This window comes from Enterococcus sp. DIV2449a, assembly GCF_051711225.1.
In the GTDB taxonomy this organism is placed as follows: domain Bacteria; phylum Bacillota; class Bacilli; order Lactobacillales; family Enterococcaceae; genus Enterococcus_D; species Enterococcus_D casseliflavus.
In genome coordinates, this window is record NZ_JBIOME010000001.1 from 2,793,246 (window position 1) to 2,811,683 (window position 18,438).

Genomic DNA, 18,438 nt, shown 5'->3' on the forward strand with positions numbered 1-18,438 from the left:
ACGCCTCCTCTTATTTTTTGAAGCAGCTGACTGATCCTAGGACCAGCGCAGTTGCGGATTACAAAATCGCGCCATTGGTTTGTTTGCGTACTTTTTCAATCGTGCGCATTTTATGATCCCAGCATTCTTGCGAAAGATCGACTGGGTATTTCTGTGGATTCAAGTCACGTTTGTACTCGTCCCAAAGGGAATCCAAGCAATTCGTCGCATAGGCTTTGATGTGTTCTAAGTCAGGCACTTGATACACTTGCTGGCCATCTACAAAGATGTCTTGCAATAATGGTCGCGCATCAAAGTTCGTCACTGTTTTGTTGATAAAGGTATGAACAGGATGGAACATGAACAGTTCGTCTTCTGCTTGTGGATTTTCTTCCCATAGCGTGACATAATCGCCTTCTGACTTGCCGTCAGATTTACGGGTGATACGCCAAACTTGTTTTTTCCCAGGAGTCGAAACCTTTTCAGCATTGCTGGATAATTTGATGGTGTCGATCATTTCTCCCTGCTCATTTTCGATGGCCACCAGTTTATAAACCGCGCCTAATGCCGGTTGATCGTAAGCGGTGATCAGCTTGGTGCCGACACCCCACACATCGATTTTCGCCTTTTGCATTTTCAAGCTTAGAATCGTATTTTCGTCTAGATCATTGGAAGCATAGACTTTGGCTTCCGTGAATCCCGCTTCATCCAGCTGTTCACGGACTTTTTTCGAGATATACGCCATATCGCCGCTGTCGATTCGCACACCTAAGAAATTGATCTTATCCCCCATCTCTTTGGCCACACGAATCGCATTTGGCACACCTAAGCGCAATGTATCATAGGTATCGACTAAGAATACGCAATCTTTGTGGGTTTGGGCATACGCCATAAATGCATCATAGTCATTGCCGTAGGATTGCACGAGGGAATGGGCGTGGGTTCCGCTGGCTGGGATGCCAAAAATCTTCCCTGCCCGCACATTACTCGTCGCATCTGCTCCGCCAATATAAGCCGCTCGGGTCCCCCAAATGGCTGCATCCAATTCTTGTGCCCGCCGTGAACCAAATTCCAACAAGGGATCCGTGCCGATCACGGATTTGATGCGGGCCGCTTTCGTGGCGATCAGTGTTTGGAAATTGACCATATTCAGTAACGCCGTTTCGATCAACTGTGCTTGTGCCAACGGCCCTTCTACTTGAATGATCGGTTCATTGTTGAAGACTAAATCGCCTTCTAACGCAGAACGAACGGTACAAGCAAACTTGAACTCCTTTAGATACTCTAAAAAGGCTTCTGGATAGCCACCGATTTCTCGCAAGTAGGCAATATCCGTTTCTGAAAAGGATAAATCGTTCAAATAGTCGATCAATCGTTCCAGACCGGCAAAGATCGCATAGCCGTTTTCAAAAGGCATGTCACGGAAATAGCATTCAAACACCGCATTACGATCGGCTCTGCCTAACTCCCAATAGGTTTGCATCATGTTGATTTGGTAGAGATCGGTGTGCAGCGTCAAGCTGTCATCTTTAAATAATTTCTGCATGTTCTTACTCCCTCTAGCTTACTTCTTCTCATTATAGCAAAAAAAACACAAAAGACAGAAAATCTTGTTTTTTCAAAAAAAAGTTGGGTTTTTGCTAGTACAAGGCAATCCATCTGAGAACAAATTGCTCAAAAGCATGGGTCAGCCTCCTACTTATTGGCGCATCATTCCTGCGCGCGTGTAAGGTCGCCCCTTTGTTCAACGTTTGATTGCTCTTGCAACGTGCATGTCCCAACTTCTTTCAACTACTATTCTTTCACAGGCAATTGAACAAGAATGACATCTTTCCTCGGTTTAGAAAAGGTGATGCCTCTTGCTTCCATTTCTTTACGAATATTAACATTGACGGTCACGTCTTTGCGATCGACCTTCAGCAAACGATGAATCGCTGTGTCGACTTCTTCCCGACTGATTTTCTTTTTATTGTTGATCAATACTAAAGAAATCGTATCAAAACTATCCACATAGAGAATCTGCGTCCGATCAAGCGAGTACAATTTATAGTATTTGATCGCTATTTTGTCGAATAGATACTTGGAGATGTTCGGGTAAAAAGTTTCCATATTTAGATTTTGGTTTACTGGGGTTTCAATCAACTTCATGCACAACATCCTCTCTCGAAACTAATTCTGTTAAAATAAAGCGGCCAACACCGCCGTCTTCCGCGCGCTCAATGGTTCGATCACAAACTGCTTTGATCGCTGGGCTGGCATTTGCTACAGCCAAAGAAACATCCACCGCTTCAAACATCGCAAGGTCATTTTCACCATCACCGATCCCGTAGCTTTTGGCAGCGGGAAAAGCTTCTAAAAAGGAACGGATCGCGGCACCTTTGGTCGCCAATGGATCAACGATCTCCAGTGTTTGGACAAAGGATTGAAAAATCGCAGCCGTTTCTGATTGGATCATCGCCCGCAGTCGTTCTCTTTTTTCGTCTGACGCTTCCATCAGTTCGATTTTGATGACCTTTATCTCTGGATGTTCCTTCATAAACTGCAGCACGTCGTCTTTATGAAGACATTCGTTGTAAAAGAACTCATATTTGTAGTCAGCGATGATTTGTCCTCGCTCCCCTAACTCCGCGAATAACTGCTTGCGGCTTTCTTGAAATTGCGCTTCATACAAATGCGCTTGTGGGGAAATGATGCCATGGTCAGTATGTAAGAAATAAAAAACCTCTTCTGTTTCTAAGATACCAATCACTTGCGCCAATGTCTTATAGGGCAAGGTATGCGTCAAAACAGGCGCTTCTCCTTTTAACATCAGACCAGCGCCGTTTCCAAAAATCACATCGCAGGAAAGGCCTTCTTCCGCCATCATATCTTGAACAAGCTCAAATCCGCGCCCTGTGACAAACACAAAGTGATCCCCTTGGGCTTGCAAACAACGGATGGCTTCTTTATTGATCTCATGAATCGGGTGCCCCATTTCTTGGAACGTCCCATCAATATCAGAAAAAACTATTTGCATCTTATCTTCCTTTCTTTGTTATAATTATAGCACATTTTAAAAAACGCAAAAAAATTTTCTTGACTTTGTCGTTACGTCAACCTTTAGGATACAGGTGTAAGGAGGGAAAAGCCGATGGAATATACGATCAGTGCCTTAGCTAAACTGTCAGGAGTCAGCAGCCGTACCCTGCGGTATTATGATCAGATCAAGTTGTTACAACCGCAACGCACCAACTCAGCTGGTTACCGTATCTACGGGAGACAGGAAGTTGATCGCCTACAGCAGATTTTATATTTTAAGTCTTTTGGGCTGTCATTAGAAACGATCCGCGGAATCTTGGATGAGCCACAGGAATCGATCCAAACGGTCTTGTTGCAGCATTACCAACAGCTTTTACAAGAGCGAGCAGCCCTGGACAGTCTTTTGACCACCTTAGCGCAAACAATTGATTATTATGAAGGAGAAAAGACGATGACCGATCAAGAGAAATTCCGTTATTTTAAGGAACAAAAAATTCGTGAAAACGAAGCGAACTACGGTGCCGAATTACGAGAAGCCTACGGTGAGGAAATCATCGAACAAAGCAACCAAAAGTGGCAGCAGATGACCCAAGTCGATTATCAAGCACTGACCGACAACGAAAACCGCTTGTTGCAGCTGATAAAAGAGCTATTGAATGAAAAGGAAGGGAAACGAATCCCTTCTGACAAAGCCCAAAAGGCTTTTGCTGCGCATCAAGCATGGCTTAAACAAGCAGCGCCCTTTTACTCAGCAGAATATCACCGATCTTTAGGGGAAATGTACGTTCAAGACGAGCGTTTTACCGCCTATTACGATCAAAAAGCAGGCGTCGGCAGCGCGCAGCTGTTGAAACAGATCATTGACCATTACACCAAATCCCATTAAAAAAACGATGCGCAAGCACTGCCCGCTCAGGGGCACTGTTTGCGCATCGTTTCGTCTGTAGCTATCGTTTGATGAACTCATAAGGCATGCGATAGTTGCCGCTTTTTTCCATTACCGCCAATTGGACGGCAGTCTCCCCGCAAGCTTGCAAGTGATGATCGATCGTTGAAAGCTGCAGCAGCTCGCTGATGTATAAATTGTCCCGTCCAATCACGAGCCATTCTCCCGGCGCCTGCGACTGGATCCCAGCAGCAACATGATCCCCATTGGTGAAAATCGCTTCGACTCCTTTATCTGCAAAATAAGCAGCCGCTTCTTTGCCATCTTCTTCCGTCAAACAATCCCAAAAAATCAAGTCTTCGGAAAAGGTCGAAAAATAGTCATGAGCCAAACGGACCGTGATTTTTGAATTGCTGCTGAGCTTGCGGCTACGTCCCAATGTCACGCCGATTTTCTGGATGCCTTGTTCCTTAAAATACGTGAAGACCTCCTTGATCGATTCCTCTCGATCGATATAGGTGCAGCCGTCAGTCAAATACGAGATATTTTCACAAAAGACGATGCGTCCGTATGAACGATAAGGCAATAATGTTTCGATCGGATTGGCCCGCGAGGTAATGATCAAAGCATCAAAGCTTTTCGCCGCAAATTCTTGCAAATATGCTTCCTCTACTTGCGGATCATAGTTCGTGGCTAAAAGCGTCACCTTATAGCCACGAGCAAACGCTGCTGTCGTGATGCCGCTCAATAATCGATCAAAATAGGGATGATTGACAAACGGCAGGATCACACCGATATTTTTGGTTATGCCGACACTTAATGCCCGCGCCGTGTAATTCGGAATATAGTTGACCTCTTCCATGACAGCCAGGATCTTACGACGCTTTTCTTCACTGACATAAGGATTGTTATTAATGACTCGTGAAACCGTTGAGACCGAATAGCCGGTCAAGCGTGCAATATCCCGAATGTTTGCCATGACTCACTGCTCCTTAAACGAATAATTGTTCTTTCATATAGTCTATCACACTTAGCCCACATGTATAAAATTCGTAGTAATCGTTGTGATGAATAAATCCGATGCGCTGAGACCCGAAGTGTTCATCACACGTCAAGTGACTAATCTCATCCAAAGGAATTTCTACTAACCGTTCTTGAAAGAACCCTTTTGGCTTCGTCAATACCAGTTGTTGTCCATCAAATGCCAACGTCACATAACAACATTCCGCACCATTTTTCTTCATGTATGTATTCATGTTTCCATCCCGCCTTCCTTTTTATAAATCAAGCATACTGTATGAAACGCGTCTCAGAGCAAGTCATTTGTTTCACTTTTTGACAAAAACCGATCGACCTTCATGTGAATCACTTCGCATATTTTGCTTTTGTTGGTACAATAAAAAGAGAACAGTGCGAAAAAAAAGCGCTATTTTTTAAGGAGGACCGCAAAGTGACATTAGAAGAAGCTTTTTTATTAGACACCTTGCGTTGCCGCTTCAAATTTTTAAGAGAAGAACGCGGATTGAGCCCAAAAGAAGTATGCCAGCATCTCGATGTGTCTTACCCCGATTACACCTTATACGAAGCAGGCGATCGCTTACCCGATGTATTGACGCTGCTACATGCAGCTTCCCTCTATAATGTTTCTGTCGATTACATATTAGGACAGACAGAACGACCAGAACGGTATTCATGCTAACAATCGACTTTATCGAAAAAACGATCAAATGGTCGTTTTTTCTTTTGCCTCTTTCCCACTTTTCATCGATTAGCAACAATTGTTATCTAATCAAATGAAAAAAATCAAATCATGCGGTTCTTCTTGAAAAAAATGATAGAATAAACCATCATACATAGAAGGAGTTCAAACAAACATGACCTATGCACTAGAACTAACCGATTTACGCAAAGTCTATGCTACCGGCGTTGAAGCGTTGCGGGGCATAAATTTGACGGTGGAAGAAGGCGACTTTTATGCCTTGTTAGGCCCAAACGGCGCTGGAAAGTCCACCACCATCGGCATTATCACCTCTCTTGTCAATAAATCTTCGGGAAGCGTCAAAGTCTTCGGCTACGATTTAGACAAAGAATTGGTCCAAGTCAAACAACAGATTGGTCTGGTTCCCCAAGAATTCAATTTCAATCCCTTTGAAACGGTCCAGCAGATCGTCGTCAATCAAGCTGGGTATTATGGTGTCCCCCGCAACGAAGCCATCAAGCGCAGCGAAAAATACTTGAAGCAGTCGAATTTGTGGGAAAAACGCAATGTTCGTGCGCGGATGCTGTCAGGCGGGATGAAACGCCGTTTGATGATTGCTCGTGCCCTGATGCATGAACCACGGCTATTGATTTTGGATGAACCGACGGCAGGTGTCGATATCGAATTACGGCGGGAAATGTGGAGCTTTTTGCGGGAGCTAAACCAAAAGGGCACAACGATCATTTTGACGACCCATTATTTAGAAGAGGCGGAAATGCTTTGCCGCAACATTGGGATCATCCAATCTGGTGAACTGATCGAAAACACCAGCATGAAGTCCTTATTGGCAAAACTGCAATTTGAAACCTTTCTTTTTGATATCGCACCGATCAAACAAGCACCAACGATCACTGGGTATCCGATCCAAATGGAAGATGAACAGACCATCGCTGTTGAAGTCGCTCGAGATCAAGGCGTCAACGATCTTTTTGCCCAATTCAGTCAGCAAGGGATCAATGTCCTCTCCATGCGCAACAAATCCAATCGCTTGGAAGAACTATTTTTGAAAATCACCGAAGAATCACACGAAGCGGAGGAAAACCATGTTTAGTCTTTATTTTACAGCCTTAAAAAGTTTAGCGGTCAAAGAGACCAACCGCTATTTACGGATATGGGTGCAGACCCTCGTCCCACCCGTCATCACTACTTCCTTATACTTTATTATCTTTGGGAAAATGATCGGCAGCCGCATCGGCGAAATGGGCGGCTTTTCTTATATGGAATTTATCGTTCCTGGGCTGATCATGATGTCGACGATCACCAGTTCTTACTCTAATGTGTCTTCTTCCTTCTTTTCACAGAAGTTTCAAAAAAACATTGAGGAACTCTTAGTGGCGCCGGTCCCTACCCACGTCATCATTTGGGGCTTTGTCTTTGGCGGACTTGGACGTAGTATCTTGGTGGGCACATTGGTGACCATCATTTCCCTTTTCTTCGTCCCATTACATGTTTATTCTTGGGTCATCGTTGTCTTAACCATTGTCATGACCGCCATCTTATTTTCATTAGCAGGGTTGCTAAATGGGATCTTCGCCCAATCCTTTGACGATGTTTCCATCGTGCCAACCTTTGTTTTACAACCATTGACCTATCTTGGAGGCGTCTTTTACTCCATCAGCATGCTGCCGCCAATTTGGCAAACGATCTCCAAAGTCAACCCGATCGTGTATATGATCTCTGGTTTCCGTTACGGCTTTTTGGGCACCATCGATGTCCCGATTTTCCTCTCCATCGGTATTTTGGTCTTGTTCATTGTCGTCTTATACAGCGTATGCTGGTACTTGATCCAAAAAGGCCGCGGGCTGCGTAGTTAATTGAACTTAAAATTTATTTTATAGCTTCTTAGCGATTCCCAGTGGGGGTCGCTTTTTTTCATTTAATTTCAGAAACTACTCCTAAAGACTGATTTATTGGCAACTATTTGTGATAATCTTAACTTATTAACGTTTTTAGAGGAGGAATGTAATGATCGTTTTGGAAACAAGAAAGTTAACGAGGGTTTATGGAAAAGGAGAAACTAGATTCGATGCCTTGAAGGGCATTGATTTAAAAATCTATGCGGGTGAGTCAGTGGCAATTATCGGTAAAAGTGGTTCAGGTAAGTCTACATTGATGCACTTATTAGCCTTGTTGGACCAGCCTACTAGCGGAGATCTATTTTTACTTGGAAGAAATGTCAAAGGAAAAAAGGCTGCTGAATTAAACAAACTGCGAAACGAAACCTTTGGCTTCGTGTTTCAGCAATTTTTTATGAACGCCAAAGATACGGTTCATGACAACGTGATGCTGCCATTGAAAATCAGCGGTATGCGTCGAAATCAACGAAAAAAACTGGTAGATGAAGCACTACAAGCCGTAGAATTGGGTGATAAAGCAAAAAATAAAGCATCTGACCTTTCTGGCGGTCAAAAACAACGGGTCTGTATTGCCCGAGCACTCGTCAACAAACCCAAAATCATTTTTGCCGATGAGCCTACTGGAAATCTTGATTCAGCGACGGGAGAAAAAGTCGAAGAGCTATTATTTGATCTTAACGAAAAAGAAAATATCACCCTAGTCATCGTCACCCACGATCCTGATCTAGCTGCCCGCTGTGATCGGCAGATCCATATTAAAGATGGTTTAGTGATTGAGGAGGACGATAAATGAAATTCAACGATTTGTTAAAAACTTCTGCGAAAAATCTGTTGCGAAACAAAGGCCGAACACTCCTGACGATCATTGCTATTTTTATTGGTGCCTTTACCATTTATCTAACGATGGGTATCAACACCGGTATTAATAATTACCTCGATCAACAAATTACAGCTGCCGGTGACAATAGCCTACTAGCAGTCTACAAAATGGATGGCAGTAATAATATAATACCAGCGTCCACTATTCAAGAATACGATCCAGAGAAATCCTCTGCAGAAGCTAACGTAATTACACCTGCAGATATGGAAGTAATTGAAAGTATCGAGCATATTGATACCGTTAAACCAATCAGCTTTTTAGTAGCGGATTACATTCAGGGGAGTTCCACTACGAAATATCAACTCAACGCAATGGCTTCTGGTGATATCGATTTAGAATTAGAAGCTGGTCGACAAGTCAATAATGAAGTTGATGGATTTGAAGTCATTCTTGATCAAGATTATGTGGAAATTTTAGGCTTTAAAGATGCCAAAGAGGCTTTGGAAAAAGAAGTTACTATTGGAGTGTCTTCTCATGCAACTGGTGAACAAGAAACCGTCACAGCAACAATTGTTGGGGTTCGCCATTTCAGCTTTATTCAAGCTGGAATGACTATTTTTAATCAGGCTTTGAGTCAAAAAGTGTTGGAAATTTATGAAGTAGGCTTACCAGAAAACTTAAAAAACCAATCTTTTGTTGTACAGGCATATCTAGAAGAAAATTTATCCAGTGAAGCAATCGATACCATCAAAGAATCTTTACAAGAAAATGGCTTCCAAGGAATGACTGTGGAAGATGAAATCAATATGTTTCGTATGGTAATTGATGCGATTACTGGCGTCTTGACTTTATTTGGGGCAATTTCACTGTTAGCTGCCAGCTTTGGTATTATCAATACATTGTATATGTCTGTTCAAGACCGAACCCGTGAGATTGGCTTAATGAAAGCCTTAGGAATGAGCCGCAGCAAAGTTTTTCTGACCTTTAGCTTCGAAGCACTCTTAATTGGTTTCTTCGGCGCTTTCAGTGGGATCGTCGCCGCTTTTAGTTTAGGAAATATCATCAATGACTATGCTTCAAGCACGTTTCTTGAAGCTTTGACCGGATTTCAATTGATTGGTTTTTCTTGGTCGAACACGCTGACTGTTATGGGTGTCATCTTATTGATTGCCTTTTTAGCCGGCACATTGCCTGCTAACCGAGCAGGTAAACTAGATCCAATCCAAGCTTTGCGTTATGAATAAACATAAATAGTTACTGGACAAATAAAAAAAGATGAACTTCGTTAACGAAGCTCATCTTTTTTCTTTTATTAGGCATTCAAGACGACTTTTTCCAGCAATGCACCGGCTTGGTGTCTGCCTTCTAAATCAGTACTTCCAGAAAATTGTTGCACGCGATCCATGTTGGTGATCAAAACGATCACCATGGTTTCTTTGCCTTGCTGTTTGATAAAAGGCAGATCCATTTGTGCCAGTTTGGTTTGCGGAGTGACTTGCTCCCCAGCTTTGACAAAGACTTCAAAGCCTTGACCGCCAAGGGAAACTGTATCGATCCCCATATGCACAAGAACTTCAACGCCGTTTTGGGTCTTGATCCCGACGGCATGTTTTGAAGGGAAAACAGTGGTGACTTCGCCACTGACTGGTGCAAAGATTTGGCCATCTTGGGACTCGATGGCATAGCCTTCTCCCATCATTTTCGTTGAAAAAACTTCATCTGGTACATCTTCTAATGGGACGTATTCACCATGGGTCACGGCATGCAGATCCACTTCGTTGGTGTAACGATCGCCTTCTGCTGCTTGATTTGGTACCAAGAACCAGCTCATGGCAAAAGATAAGCCGATCGCCAAGATGATCCCTAGAACGGCGTAGACAAAGTATTCCCCGATATAGGCTGGCAAACTAAAGATACTTGAAAGAATGTACCCATAAATACGAACACCGAAGAAACTGATGAAGGCAGAAGCTACAGAACTACCAACTGTTGCTGCGATAAAGGCTTTTTTATACTTCGACAAAATCCCGAATAACGCAGGTTCTGTGATCCCTAACAAGCCTGAAACCGCCGACGATAGAATGATCGATTTTTCTTCTTTGGTTTTGACTTTGAAATAAATAGCTGCTGTTGCGCCGGTGATTGCCATATTTGCCATAAACATCATTGGCATCAGCATATCATATCCTTGATTGGCAAAGTTTTGCAAAGCGATCGGGGTCATGGCATGATGCAGTCCCGTGAAGATTGCGATTGGTCGAATCGCCCCTACCACGATTCCTGCTAAGACAGGCGAGATAGTGAATAATCCAGCCACGCCAGCAGCCAATAAGTTTCCTAGATGGATACTGATTGGGCCAATGACCGTTAATGTCAAGATACCAGCGACAAACAACGAAATCGTCGGTGTAAACACGGTACGCAGCACTTGTGGTAAGAGTTTATCGACCCAACGGTAAATATAGCTGAGTGCCAGCACGGCAAAGATAATGGGAATCACTGTCCCTGCATAGTTAAAGACGGGTACTGGCAAGACGCCGAACAAACGAAAGGCGGAAATGCTCCCTTCGGCTACCGCATTGGTCATCGTTGGAAATTGCAGCGTTGCCGCGATTGCGATCGCTAAATATTGATTGGTTTTAAAAATCCGAGCGGCAGAAGCAGCAACAAAAAATGGCAAGAATGTGAATACGCCGCTCGCAATCATGTCGATCACTAAATAGGTATCTGTTTGATTAGAGATGACATTCAATGCTACCAATCCAGCCATCAATCCTTTGATCATTCCTGCGCCAGCGATAGCTGGAACGATCGGACCAAAAACGCCAGAAACGGTATCCATAAATAAGGAAACGGCTCCTTTTTTCTCTGATGTTTCCCCTTGGTTCGCTTCATCAAGTCCTAATTCTTTGGCTAAAGGTGCATAATAATCAGCAACATCCGTTCCTATCACTACTTGCAGCTGATTGCTTTGATATTTTGTTCCTACGACTTTGGGTGTTTTTTCTAACGCCGCATAGTCGACTTTTTTCTCATCCTTTAAATCAAAACGCAAGCGAGTCATACAGTGCCATGCATTGTTGATATTGTCTGATCCGCCAACATCTTTAATGATCTGTTTTACGATGTCTTCTTTGGTCATCTTTTTTTCCCCCTGTTGTTTGCTAACGGTCCTGATCCTTTTGACGGGCGCCCTTTCAGGTGTTTCCGTTTTCACACACATAGTAGCATGCTCACACAGACTTGTAAAACCAGTCCTTTTTTGATAAAACCAGAATAAAAACGCTATATATCAACGTTTTATTATAAAATAGGCAAAAATTGGACTGGTTTTATGGTGTATATCCAGTTTTTATTAGACCAAATTGACAGCGGTTGCCAAGCATGTTTCAATGGCTATAGCAACTAGAGACAAAAATTGGAGTGAATGAAATGACACCAACGATCATCACCGACGTCAAAGCCTTTGCGATCAAACCTGATCGTCATAACCTTGTTGTCGTTAAAGTAGAAACGAACAAAGGCGTATCTGGGTTAGGTTGCGCAACCTTCCAGTTTCGCCCACTAGCCGTAAAAACCGTCGTTGACGAGTATTTACGCCCCCTCTTACTTGGCCGCGATGCCAATCAAATCGAAGATCTTTGGCAAGTGATGAATGTCAATTCTTACTGGCGGAATGGTCCGATCACCAACAATGCCATCTCAGGAGTCGACATGGCTTTATGGGACATCAAGGGACAATTAGCCGATATGCCATTGTATCAACTGTTAGGTGGAAAAGCGCGTACGGCGATTCCCGCCTATACCCATGCCGTGGCAGATAATCTCGAAGACCTTTATCAAGAAATCGATCGCTTCTTGGCTGAGGGGTATCGCTATATCCGTTGCCAATTAGGCTTTTATGGTGGAAATCCTAGCCAACTGCAAACACCCGATCAGCCCATCGCTGGTTCCTATTTTGATCAAACAGACTACATGGACACAACACTGAAAATGTTTGCTGCGATCCAAGAACGATACGGCAATCAATTTCAAATGCTGCATGACGTGCATGAACGGCTGCATCCAAACCAAGCGATTCAATTTGCAAAAGCCGCTGAGCCTTTCAATCTCTTTTTCCTAGAAGATATTTTGCCGCCGGATCAAAACAAGTGGCTGCAGCAACTCCGCAGCCAGTCGGCGACCCCGATCGCGACCGGCGAATTGTTCAATAATCCGATGGAATGGCAAGAGCTAGTCAAAAATCAACAGATTGACTTTATGCGTGCCCATGTCTCACAAATCGGTGGGATCACGCCAGCATTGAAATTGGCTCACTTTTGCGATGCGATGGGCATTCGGATCGCTTGGCACACGCCGTCTGATATCAGCCCTGTCGGCTTAGCCGTCAACACCCATCTAAATATCCATCTCCACAATGCCGCGATCCAAGAAACGATTGCGATCCCAGCAAATACCCAGTCGGTCTTTGGTGGTAGTCCACAACCTGAAAACGGCTATTTTTATCCCATCGAGAAAAGTGGGATCGGAATCACGTTCGATGAAGCAGCAGCTGCGGAATTTCCCGTGGTTTACCGTCCTCACGAATGGACCCAGAGCCGTACACCAGACGGCACTTTGATCACTCCTTAAAACACAACAAAAGACATCCCCTGTCCAATCGACAGGGGATGTCTTTCTTCTCTCTGGGTAAAGACGACGCAACTGGCACATTTGCTTTCCTAAAAATCAATCGATGCGTGAGCGATGGATCTCACGGTCAAAGGGACGGATGTAGGTCACGGCATAATCAATGGCAACGATATTGCTGAACTCATACACGCGGCCGTCTTCTAAAATCGCCCGATTGCTGATCTGCATTGCCGGTGTTCCCCGCTTGCACAATAAAATACCCGATTGCGCGGTCGATGTGGTGATGGGGGTATAGCTTGTGATGTAGTGGGAAATGCGGTATCCGCAGCTTTCGACATAGCGTTGGATCGAGTGCTCCACGATTTCTTGTGTCAATTCAGGAAATAGGCTGACGGGCAATTTAGAGGTTTCCAGCTGTTCGATTTTATAATTGACGATCCGCACTCGTTCAAAGGTCCAGACTTCCTCGTCTGGGCCTATTTGGAAAATCTGCTGTTCATCCAACGTTGCTACCGCCTTATTCAAGGAAATCATTTTGGAATGGATGCGGTCATAAGGGGTGCGGGTCAAGGAATTAAAGATCATTGGATTTTTGACCCATTTTTCATGGATAAAAATCCCTGAACCTTGAACCACTTTGACGATCCCGATCTCTTCAAGGTTTTTGATTGCTTGCTGGATCGTAAACCGAGAAACACCATAGGTTTGCGCAAGAGTTCTTTGGTTGGGTAGTTTGCCGGCAGAAAATTCTTCCTGATAGATTTTACTCAACAGATCTTGTACGATAAATTCACGTTTTTTCATAACGGCTCCTTCATTTGAGCGGGAGCGATCTCGCTCATGGACCAACTGCAAGCCTTCATATCGATACGACCACTGGCTTTGAAGACCACCCCTTCATCGACGAGTGCTGCTTTTCGCACATTGGCGGAGGGACCAACTAAGACGCCATCTGCCCGCACGACACGATGGGCAGGGACATCCTGAGGGCTCAAGCGCATCGCTCGACCGACTGCTCGCGCGCCGTTGATTTGTCCCAATTTCCACGCAATCTGACTATAGGAGACGACTTTACCAAAAGGGATCTGCCGCGCCAGCGCATAGACTTCTTCATAGAATGGATTCATATTGTTCGCTCCTTCTTTGATTCTTTCTATCATAGTACTGGATTCCCTGCCAATAGTAAATGAACAGACGCAACTTTAGCAATAGCCATACAAACACTCGATTCGTTCTCTAGCAAGCCAAGAACGAATCGAGTAGTCATTAGTTTGGAAAATCAAAGTAGGTTTTCGCATTGTGATAAGAGATATCTGCGACGATCTGCCCTAAATATATTTCATCTGCTGGTAGTTGTCCGTCTTCTACCCATTCACTGATCACCTGACACAAAATCCGCCGGAAATACTCGTGGCGAGGATAAGACAAAAAGCTGCGAGAATCCGTCAGCATGCCGACGAAGTTTCCAAGAATCCCGCCTTCTGCTAGGGTCGTCAACTGATGCCGCATACCAGAATACGTATCATTGAACCACCAAGCAGAGCCTAATTGCAGCTTGCCTTTGCTCTCTTCTTGGAACGCCCCCATCAGCGCAGTCAACACTGGATAATCTTTGGGGTTCAGTGAATACAAAATCGTCTTCGGCAATAAGCTTTCCGCCTGAAGCTGCGCCAATGTCCGACTTAAGCCGCTCGCTAGACGATCGTCCCCCATCGCATCACCGCCGCTATCAGGTCCTAGTTGTTGGAAAAGTTTTTGATTGTTGTTGCGAGTCGCCATCAGATGCAATTGCGCGGTCCAGCCTTGCTTTGCGTATTGGCGCATCAAGTCAATCAGCAAGCCGGTTTGAAACTGTCTGATTTCTTCATTAGTCAGTGTCCCAGTGGTCAAACGCTTCTGAAAAATCGCTTCAAGTGCAGCGGTATCGTAGGCTTCCTCTCCAAGACGTGACAGACTGTGATCTGCTAAACGACAGCCCCGTTGCTGGAAGTAGGAAATACGCACGGTCAATGCTTCAACCAGCGTTTGATAGCTAGTGATTTCTTTGCTCGCAGCTGCAGCCAATTGCTTAAGGTATGCTGGAAATTCTGAATTCTGCAGATTAATTGCTTTGTCAGGACGAAAGGTAGGATACACAGCAAAGGATTCTTCTGCCAGCTTTTGATGATACGTCAACGAATCAATGGGATCATCCGTCGTACAGATCACCTCAACGGCCATCTTTTTGATCAGCCCTCGTGGTGAAAATTCCTTCGTCTGCAACTGTTGATTGGCTTTTTCCCAAATGCTTGCTGCATTGGCTAGTGTCAACCGCTCATCAATACCAAAGATTCGCTTCAATTCCAAATTGGTCCAGACATATAATGGATTGCCAATGCAAGCCTCCAAGGTCTGCGCCCAAGCACAGAATTTTTCGTAGTCATCAGCATCGCCAGTGATCAAAGATTCTGCAACACCATTGGCTCGCATCAAGCGCCATTTGTAATGGTCCCCCGCCAGCCACGCTTGGGTCAGATTGGTGAAGTTTTGGTCTTCGAAAATCTCTTTCGGATCTAAATGGCAATGGTAATCAATGATCGGCTGCTTTTTTGCATACCCATGGTATAACTCTTTGGCAAAGCTGTTTTTCAAAATAAAATCGTCAGTTAAAAACATTTCTTCGCTCCTTTTCTTAACGCCCCACGCTCTTGTCGATGGCTTCCCACAACCCTAATAAGTAGGAAGCGCCGATCGCCCGATCATATAAGCCATAGCCTGGACGTCCCGTTTCTCCCCAGATCATTCGCCCATGATCTGGTCGAATATAGCCGTCAAAGCCATTTTTGTACATCGCTTCTAGGATCTGATACATGTCTAACGAGCCTTCAGAGGAGAGATGCGGTGCTTCATAAAAGTCTTTGTCATTGCCCAAGTATTGAATGTTACGAACATGGGCAAAAGGAATTCGATCCCGGCGACAAAACTCAGCCAAAATCTCATAGACATTATTGGCTGGGTCTTCGGCGATACTGCCAGTACAAAGTGTGATACCATTTGACGGACTGTCGACCACGTTACAGACCCAATCCAGATCATCACGGTTTTTAACGATACGCGGCAGACCAAAAATCGAATAGGGAGGATCATCTGGATGAACAGCCATCTTGATGCCGACCTCTTCGCAGGTGGGAATGATGGCTTTTAGGAAATAAGCAAAGTTTTCTCTTAATTTGTCATCATCGACATCCTTATACGCAGCAAACAATTCTTTGACATGAGCCAAACGTTCTGGTTCCCAGCCTGGCAAGGTATAGCCAGAGCTTGACTCCTCAACTTCTTTGACGATCTCTTCTGGGTCTTTGTCGATCCCTGCTTTTTCAAATGCCATCGTAGAAGAACCATCGGCTAAGCGATAATCGAGATCCGTTTTGATCCAATCAAAAATCGGCATAAAATTATAGCAGATCACTTCGATCCCGTATGCTGCCAAATTACGAATCGTTTCTTTGTAGTTTTCGATATACAGGTCTCTCGAAGGCAAGCCAATCTTGATGTCATCATGAATATTGACACTTTCGATCACCTTCAGAGAAAGTCCAGCTGCTTCGACTTCTTCCACGAGCGCCTTGATCCGTTCTTTGGGCCAAACTGCTCCAGCAGGCAAATCAAAGAGTGTACCGACGATGCCTTTTATCCCAGGAATTTGACGGATATCTGCTAACTTGATTTTATCGTATTCTTTTCCATACCAACGAAATGTCATTTCCATTTTTTATTCAATCCCTTCTACTGTTTCATGTAATGTTTTACGGACTGCGCCGGTTCCTGCTAGCATCTTAGCGAACAAGTGACCCACGTTTTCAGCGATTCCTGCTTGATAGAGATCCAACCCGAAAATCTGCGGATTTGCTAAGATTGGGCGAATGATCCCTTGAACATCGGCGGCTGTCCCTAACTGACACTCCCGTAAAATCTCTTGCAATTCTGCTAAGAGGGGATCAGGACTTGGGACAAATAGATGGCCTTCATTATCGATCGCTAAGAGATAACGCAACCAGCCAGCAATCGCTAAGGGAATGAAAGTCAGCTCAGAAGCCGAGCCTTCTTTCTCCACATACTTTTTGATGGTTTCGCCAAAACGGATGGCGATTTTCTGTGAGGTGTCTGCGGCGATCCGCTGTGGGGTGTCAGGAATCAGCGGATTCGGTAAACGAAGACCGACCACCTCATCGATAAATTTCTTTGGCTGAATGATCTCAGGATCTTCCACTACCGGTAAGCCTTCACGATAGCCGATTCCTTTGATCAAAGCGACAATATCTGGATCGGTCATTTCCGCAGCAATGGATGTATAGCCGAGTAAACAGCCGAACAAACTCATTGCCGTATGCAGTGGATTCAAACAAGTTGTGACTTTCATACTATCGGTTTTGTCTACGATCTCTCGACTCGTCAAGATCACCCCCGCTTTGTCTAAATTCGGGCGACCGTTCGGGAAATCATCTTCAATCACTAAATAATGAGTCGCTTCTGTGTTAGCAAACGGAGCGATCGTCGTTCCTTTATCGGTCCGAATGACTGGCAACTGCTGAATGCCAGCTGCTGCTAATTCTTCTGCAACTGCTGTTGAAGGATTTGGCGTAATCCGATCGATCATTGACCACGGAAACGTCACTTGCGCGTTGTTTTCTAAGTATCGGACAAACGCTTCTGAAACATGCCCCAGCTTTTGCCACTCTTTTGCGATGGTGACAATCGCCGCTTGGAAACGGAGCCCATTTTGCGAAAAATTGTCGGTAGAGACCATAGCGATCGGAAGAGCCCCTGATTGAAAACGATCCCATAAAAAGCTAGCCAAAATGCTCATTGTATGGTTGACCTGATGAGGACCCGCAGCGAGATCCGCTTGGACGACAGGCAAAAAATTCCCCTGACTGTCTTTTAAGCCATAACCTTTTTCTGTGATTGTTACGGTGACCAATTGTAGTGACGGCTCACGAAATACTTTGCGTATATGCTCATAACTCGCAGTGCGGGAAGGATGGCAATAATAACTAGCCGCCGTTGACTGGAGCAATTTTTTCTCCAACCGTCCCCCTTCGTGCATGATCACTTCTAAAATGTCATTCTCGTAAGGCGCGTACACTTGATCGATCACTTGTTCATCAAAGGTTTCACACACTACGATTCCTTTTGACAACGCTTGTTGATTGATCAACGTTTGGGCTACTTCTGCGTGAAATGCCCGATACAAATTTCCCCCACCAAAGTGTAACCATTGAAACTGAGTATCTGATTGATCCCTCACTTCTTTGGGAACGACCGGCATCGTAACTCCTGCCTGCTTCAAGGCAGCAAAATCAAACATCCTACTTCCTCCTTTTCCTCAAAACTGATATATTAGTATTCTAGTTCATTTCGTGCTGAATTGCAAGCCTTTACAAAAGGTTATTCAACTTATATACTAGTTTTATTACTCAAAACTATCCCTAGGCACTTTCCTTCAGAG

18 protein-coding genes are annotated in these 18,438 nt (G+C 44.4%); 7 read left to right on the plus strand and 11 right to left on the minus strand.

Annotated elements, in window-relative coordinates:
* Positions 1-58 precede the first annotated feature (58 nt).
* The 3 genes from IGI76_RS13330 to IGI76_RS13340 all read right to left on the minus strand — a co-directional run bounded on the left by IGI76_RS13330 (position 59) and on the right by IGI76_RS13340 (position 2,995).
* Positions 59-1,525, minus strand: coding sequence for a nicotinate phosphoribosyltransferase (locus IGI76_RS13330; protein WP_005228507.1), 1,467 nt, complete (start codon positions 1,523-1,525; stop codon positions 59-61).
* A 248-nt stretch (positions 1,526-1,773) separates the two neighbouring features.
* Positions 1,774-2,127: a DUF1827 family protein gene (locus IGI76_RS13335; RefSeq protein WP_010749898.1), complete on the minus strand. Its 354-nt coding sequence runs from the start codon at positions 2,125-2,127 to the stop codon at positions 1,774-1,776.
* A complete protein-coding gene (locus tag IGI76_RS13340) occupies positions 2,114-2,995 on the minus strand; it encodes an HAD-IIB family hydrolase (protein ID WP_231434915.1) in 882 nt (293 codons plus the stop codon). Before IGI76_RS13340 ends, IGI76_RS13335 begins: the two co-directional genes overlap by 14 nt.
* 114 nt (positions 2,996-3,109) lie before the next feature.
* Between IGI76_RS13340 and IGI76_RS13345 the strand changes: the two genes are divergently transcribed.
* Positions 3,110-3,883: a MerR family transcriptional regulator gene (locus IGI76_RS13345; protein ID WP_156235367.1), complete on the plus strand. Its 774-nt coding sequence runs from the start codon at positions 3,110-3,112 to the stop codon at positions 3,881-3,883.
* A 61-nt stretch (positions 3,884-3,944) separates the two neighbouring features.
* Here IGI76_RS13345 and IGI76_RS13350 read toward each other — a convergent pair whose 3' ends face one another.
* Entirely contained in the window at positions 3,945-4,862 is a 918-nt protein-coding gene (locus IGI76_RS13350; RefSeq protein ID WP_201688451.1) for a LacI family DNA-binding transcriptional regulator, read from the minus strand.
* Between the two features lie 13 nt (positions 4,863-4,875).
* A complete protein-coding gene (locus tag IGI76_RS13355) occupies positions 4,876-5,139 on the minus strand; it encodes a hypothetical protein (protein ID WP_142965506.1) in 264 nt (87 codons plus the stop codon).
* 194 nt (positions 5,140-5,333) lie between these two features.
* On the opposite strand from IGI76_RS13355, the gene IGI76_RS13360 reads away from it, so the two are divergent.
* The 5 genes from IGI76_RS13360 to IGI76_RS13380 all read left to right on the plus strand — a co-directional run bounded on the left by IGI76_RS13360 (position 5,334) and on the right by IGI76_RS13380 (position 9,562).
* Positions 5,334-5,582: a helix-turn-helix domain-containing protein gene (locus IGI76_RS13360; protein WP_231434916.1), complete on the plus strand. Its 249-nt coding sequence runs from the start codon at positions 5,334-5,336 to the stop codon at positions 5,580-5,582.
* Between the two features lie 175 nt (positions 5,583-5,757).
* Positions 5,758-6,693: an ABC transporter ATP-binding protein gene (locus IGI76_RS13365; protein WP_005228500.1), complete on the plus strand. Its 936-nt coding sequence runs from the start codon at positions 5,758-5,760 to the stop codon at positions 6,691-6,693.
* Positions 6,686-7,456: an ABC transporter permease gene (locus IGI76_RS13370; protein ID WP_231434917.1), complete on the plus strand. Its 771-nt coding sequence runs from the start codon at positions 6,686-6,688 to the stop codon at positions 7,454-7,456. The genes IGI76_RS13365 and IGI76_RS13370 overlap by 8 nt, the downstream gene beginning before the upstream one ends.
* Before the next feature lie 151 nt (positions 7,457-7,607).
* Entirely contained in the window at positions 7,608-8,291 is a 684-nt protein-coding gene (locus tag IGI76_RS13375) for an ABC transporter ATP-binding protein (protein WP_005228498.1), read from the plus strand.
* The gene (locus IGI76_RS13380) at positions 8,288-9,562 is read left to right on the plus strand and encodes an ABC transporter permease (RefSeq protein ID WP_128488447.1); all 1,275 of its coding nucleotides are present in this window, start codon (positions 8,288-8,290) and stop codon (positions 9,560-9,562) included. The genes IGI76_RS13375 and IGI76_RS13380 overlap by 4 nt, the downstream gene beginning before the upstream one ends.
* A 68-nt stretch (positions 9,563-9,630) precedes the next feature.
* On the opposite strand, the gene IGI76_RS13385 is transcribed toward IGI76_RS13380, so the two are convergent.
* A complete protein-coding gene (locus tag IGI76_RS13385; RefSeq protein WP_231434918.1) occupies positions 9,631-11,460 on the minus strand; it encodes a glucose PTS transporter subunit IIA in 1,830 nt (609 codons plus the stop codon).
* Positions 11,461-11,750: 290 nt separating this feature from the next.
* On the opposite strand from IGI76_RS13385, the gene IGI76_RS13390 reads away from it, so the two are divergent.
* Complete coding sequence (locus IGI76_RS13390) at positions 11,751-12,950, plus strand: enolase C-terminal domain-like protein (protein WP_005234111.1); 1,200 nt, start codon at positions 11,751-11,753, stop codon at positions 12,948-12,950.
* Positions 12,951-13,046: 96 nt separating this feature from the next.
* On the opposite strand, the gene IGI76_RS13395 is transcribed toward IGI76_RS13390, so the two are convergent.
* The 5 genes from IGI76_RS13395 to IGI76_RS13415 all read right to left on the minus strand — a co-directional run bounded on the left by IGI76_RS13395 (position 13,047) and on the right by IGI76_RS13415 (position 18,297).
* Positions 13,047-13,754: a GntR family transcriptional regulator gene (locus tag IGI76_RS13395; RefSeq protein ID WP_005228494.1), complete on the minus strand. Its 708-nt coding sequence runs from the start codon at positions 13,752-13,754 to the stop codon at positions 13,047-13,049.
* On the minus strand, positions 13,751-14,077 hold the full coding sequence (locus IGI76_RS13400) for an MGMT family protein (RefSeq protein ID WP_005228493.1): 327 nt from the start codon (positions 14,075-14,077) through the stop codon (positions 13,751-13,753). The genes IGI76_RS13395 and IGI76_RS13400 overlap by 4 nt, the downstream gene beginning before the upstream one ends.
* A gap of 139 nt (positions 14,078-14,216) precedes the next feature.
* The gene (uxaC, locus tag IGI76_RS13405; protein ID WP_016608895.1) at positions 14,217-15,605 is read right to left on the minus strand and encodes a glucuronate isomerase; all 1,389 of its coding nucleotides are present in this window, start codon (positions 15,603-15,605) and stop codon (positions 14,217-14,219) included.
* 16 nt (positions 15,606-15,621) lie between these two features.
* Positions 15,622-16,698 carry a mannonate dehydratase gene (gene uxuA, locus IGI76_RS13410; RefSeq protein ID WP_231434919.1) on the minus strand — a complete coding sequence of 359 codons (1,077 nt, stop codon included), beginning with the start codon at positions 16,696-16,698 and terminating at the stop codon, positions 15,622-15,624.
* Between the two features lie 3 nt (positions 16,699-16,701).
* A complete protein-coding gene (locus IGI76_RS13415; RefSeq protein ID WP_333718690.1) occupies positions 16,702-18,297 on the minus strand; it encodes a mannitol dehydrogenase family protein in 1,596 nt (531 codons plus the stop codon).
* Between the last annotated feature and the right edge of the window lie 141 nt (positions 18,298-18,438).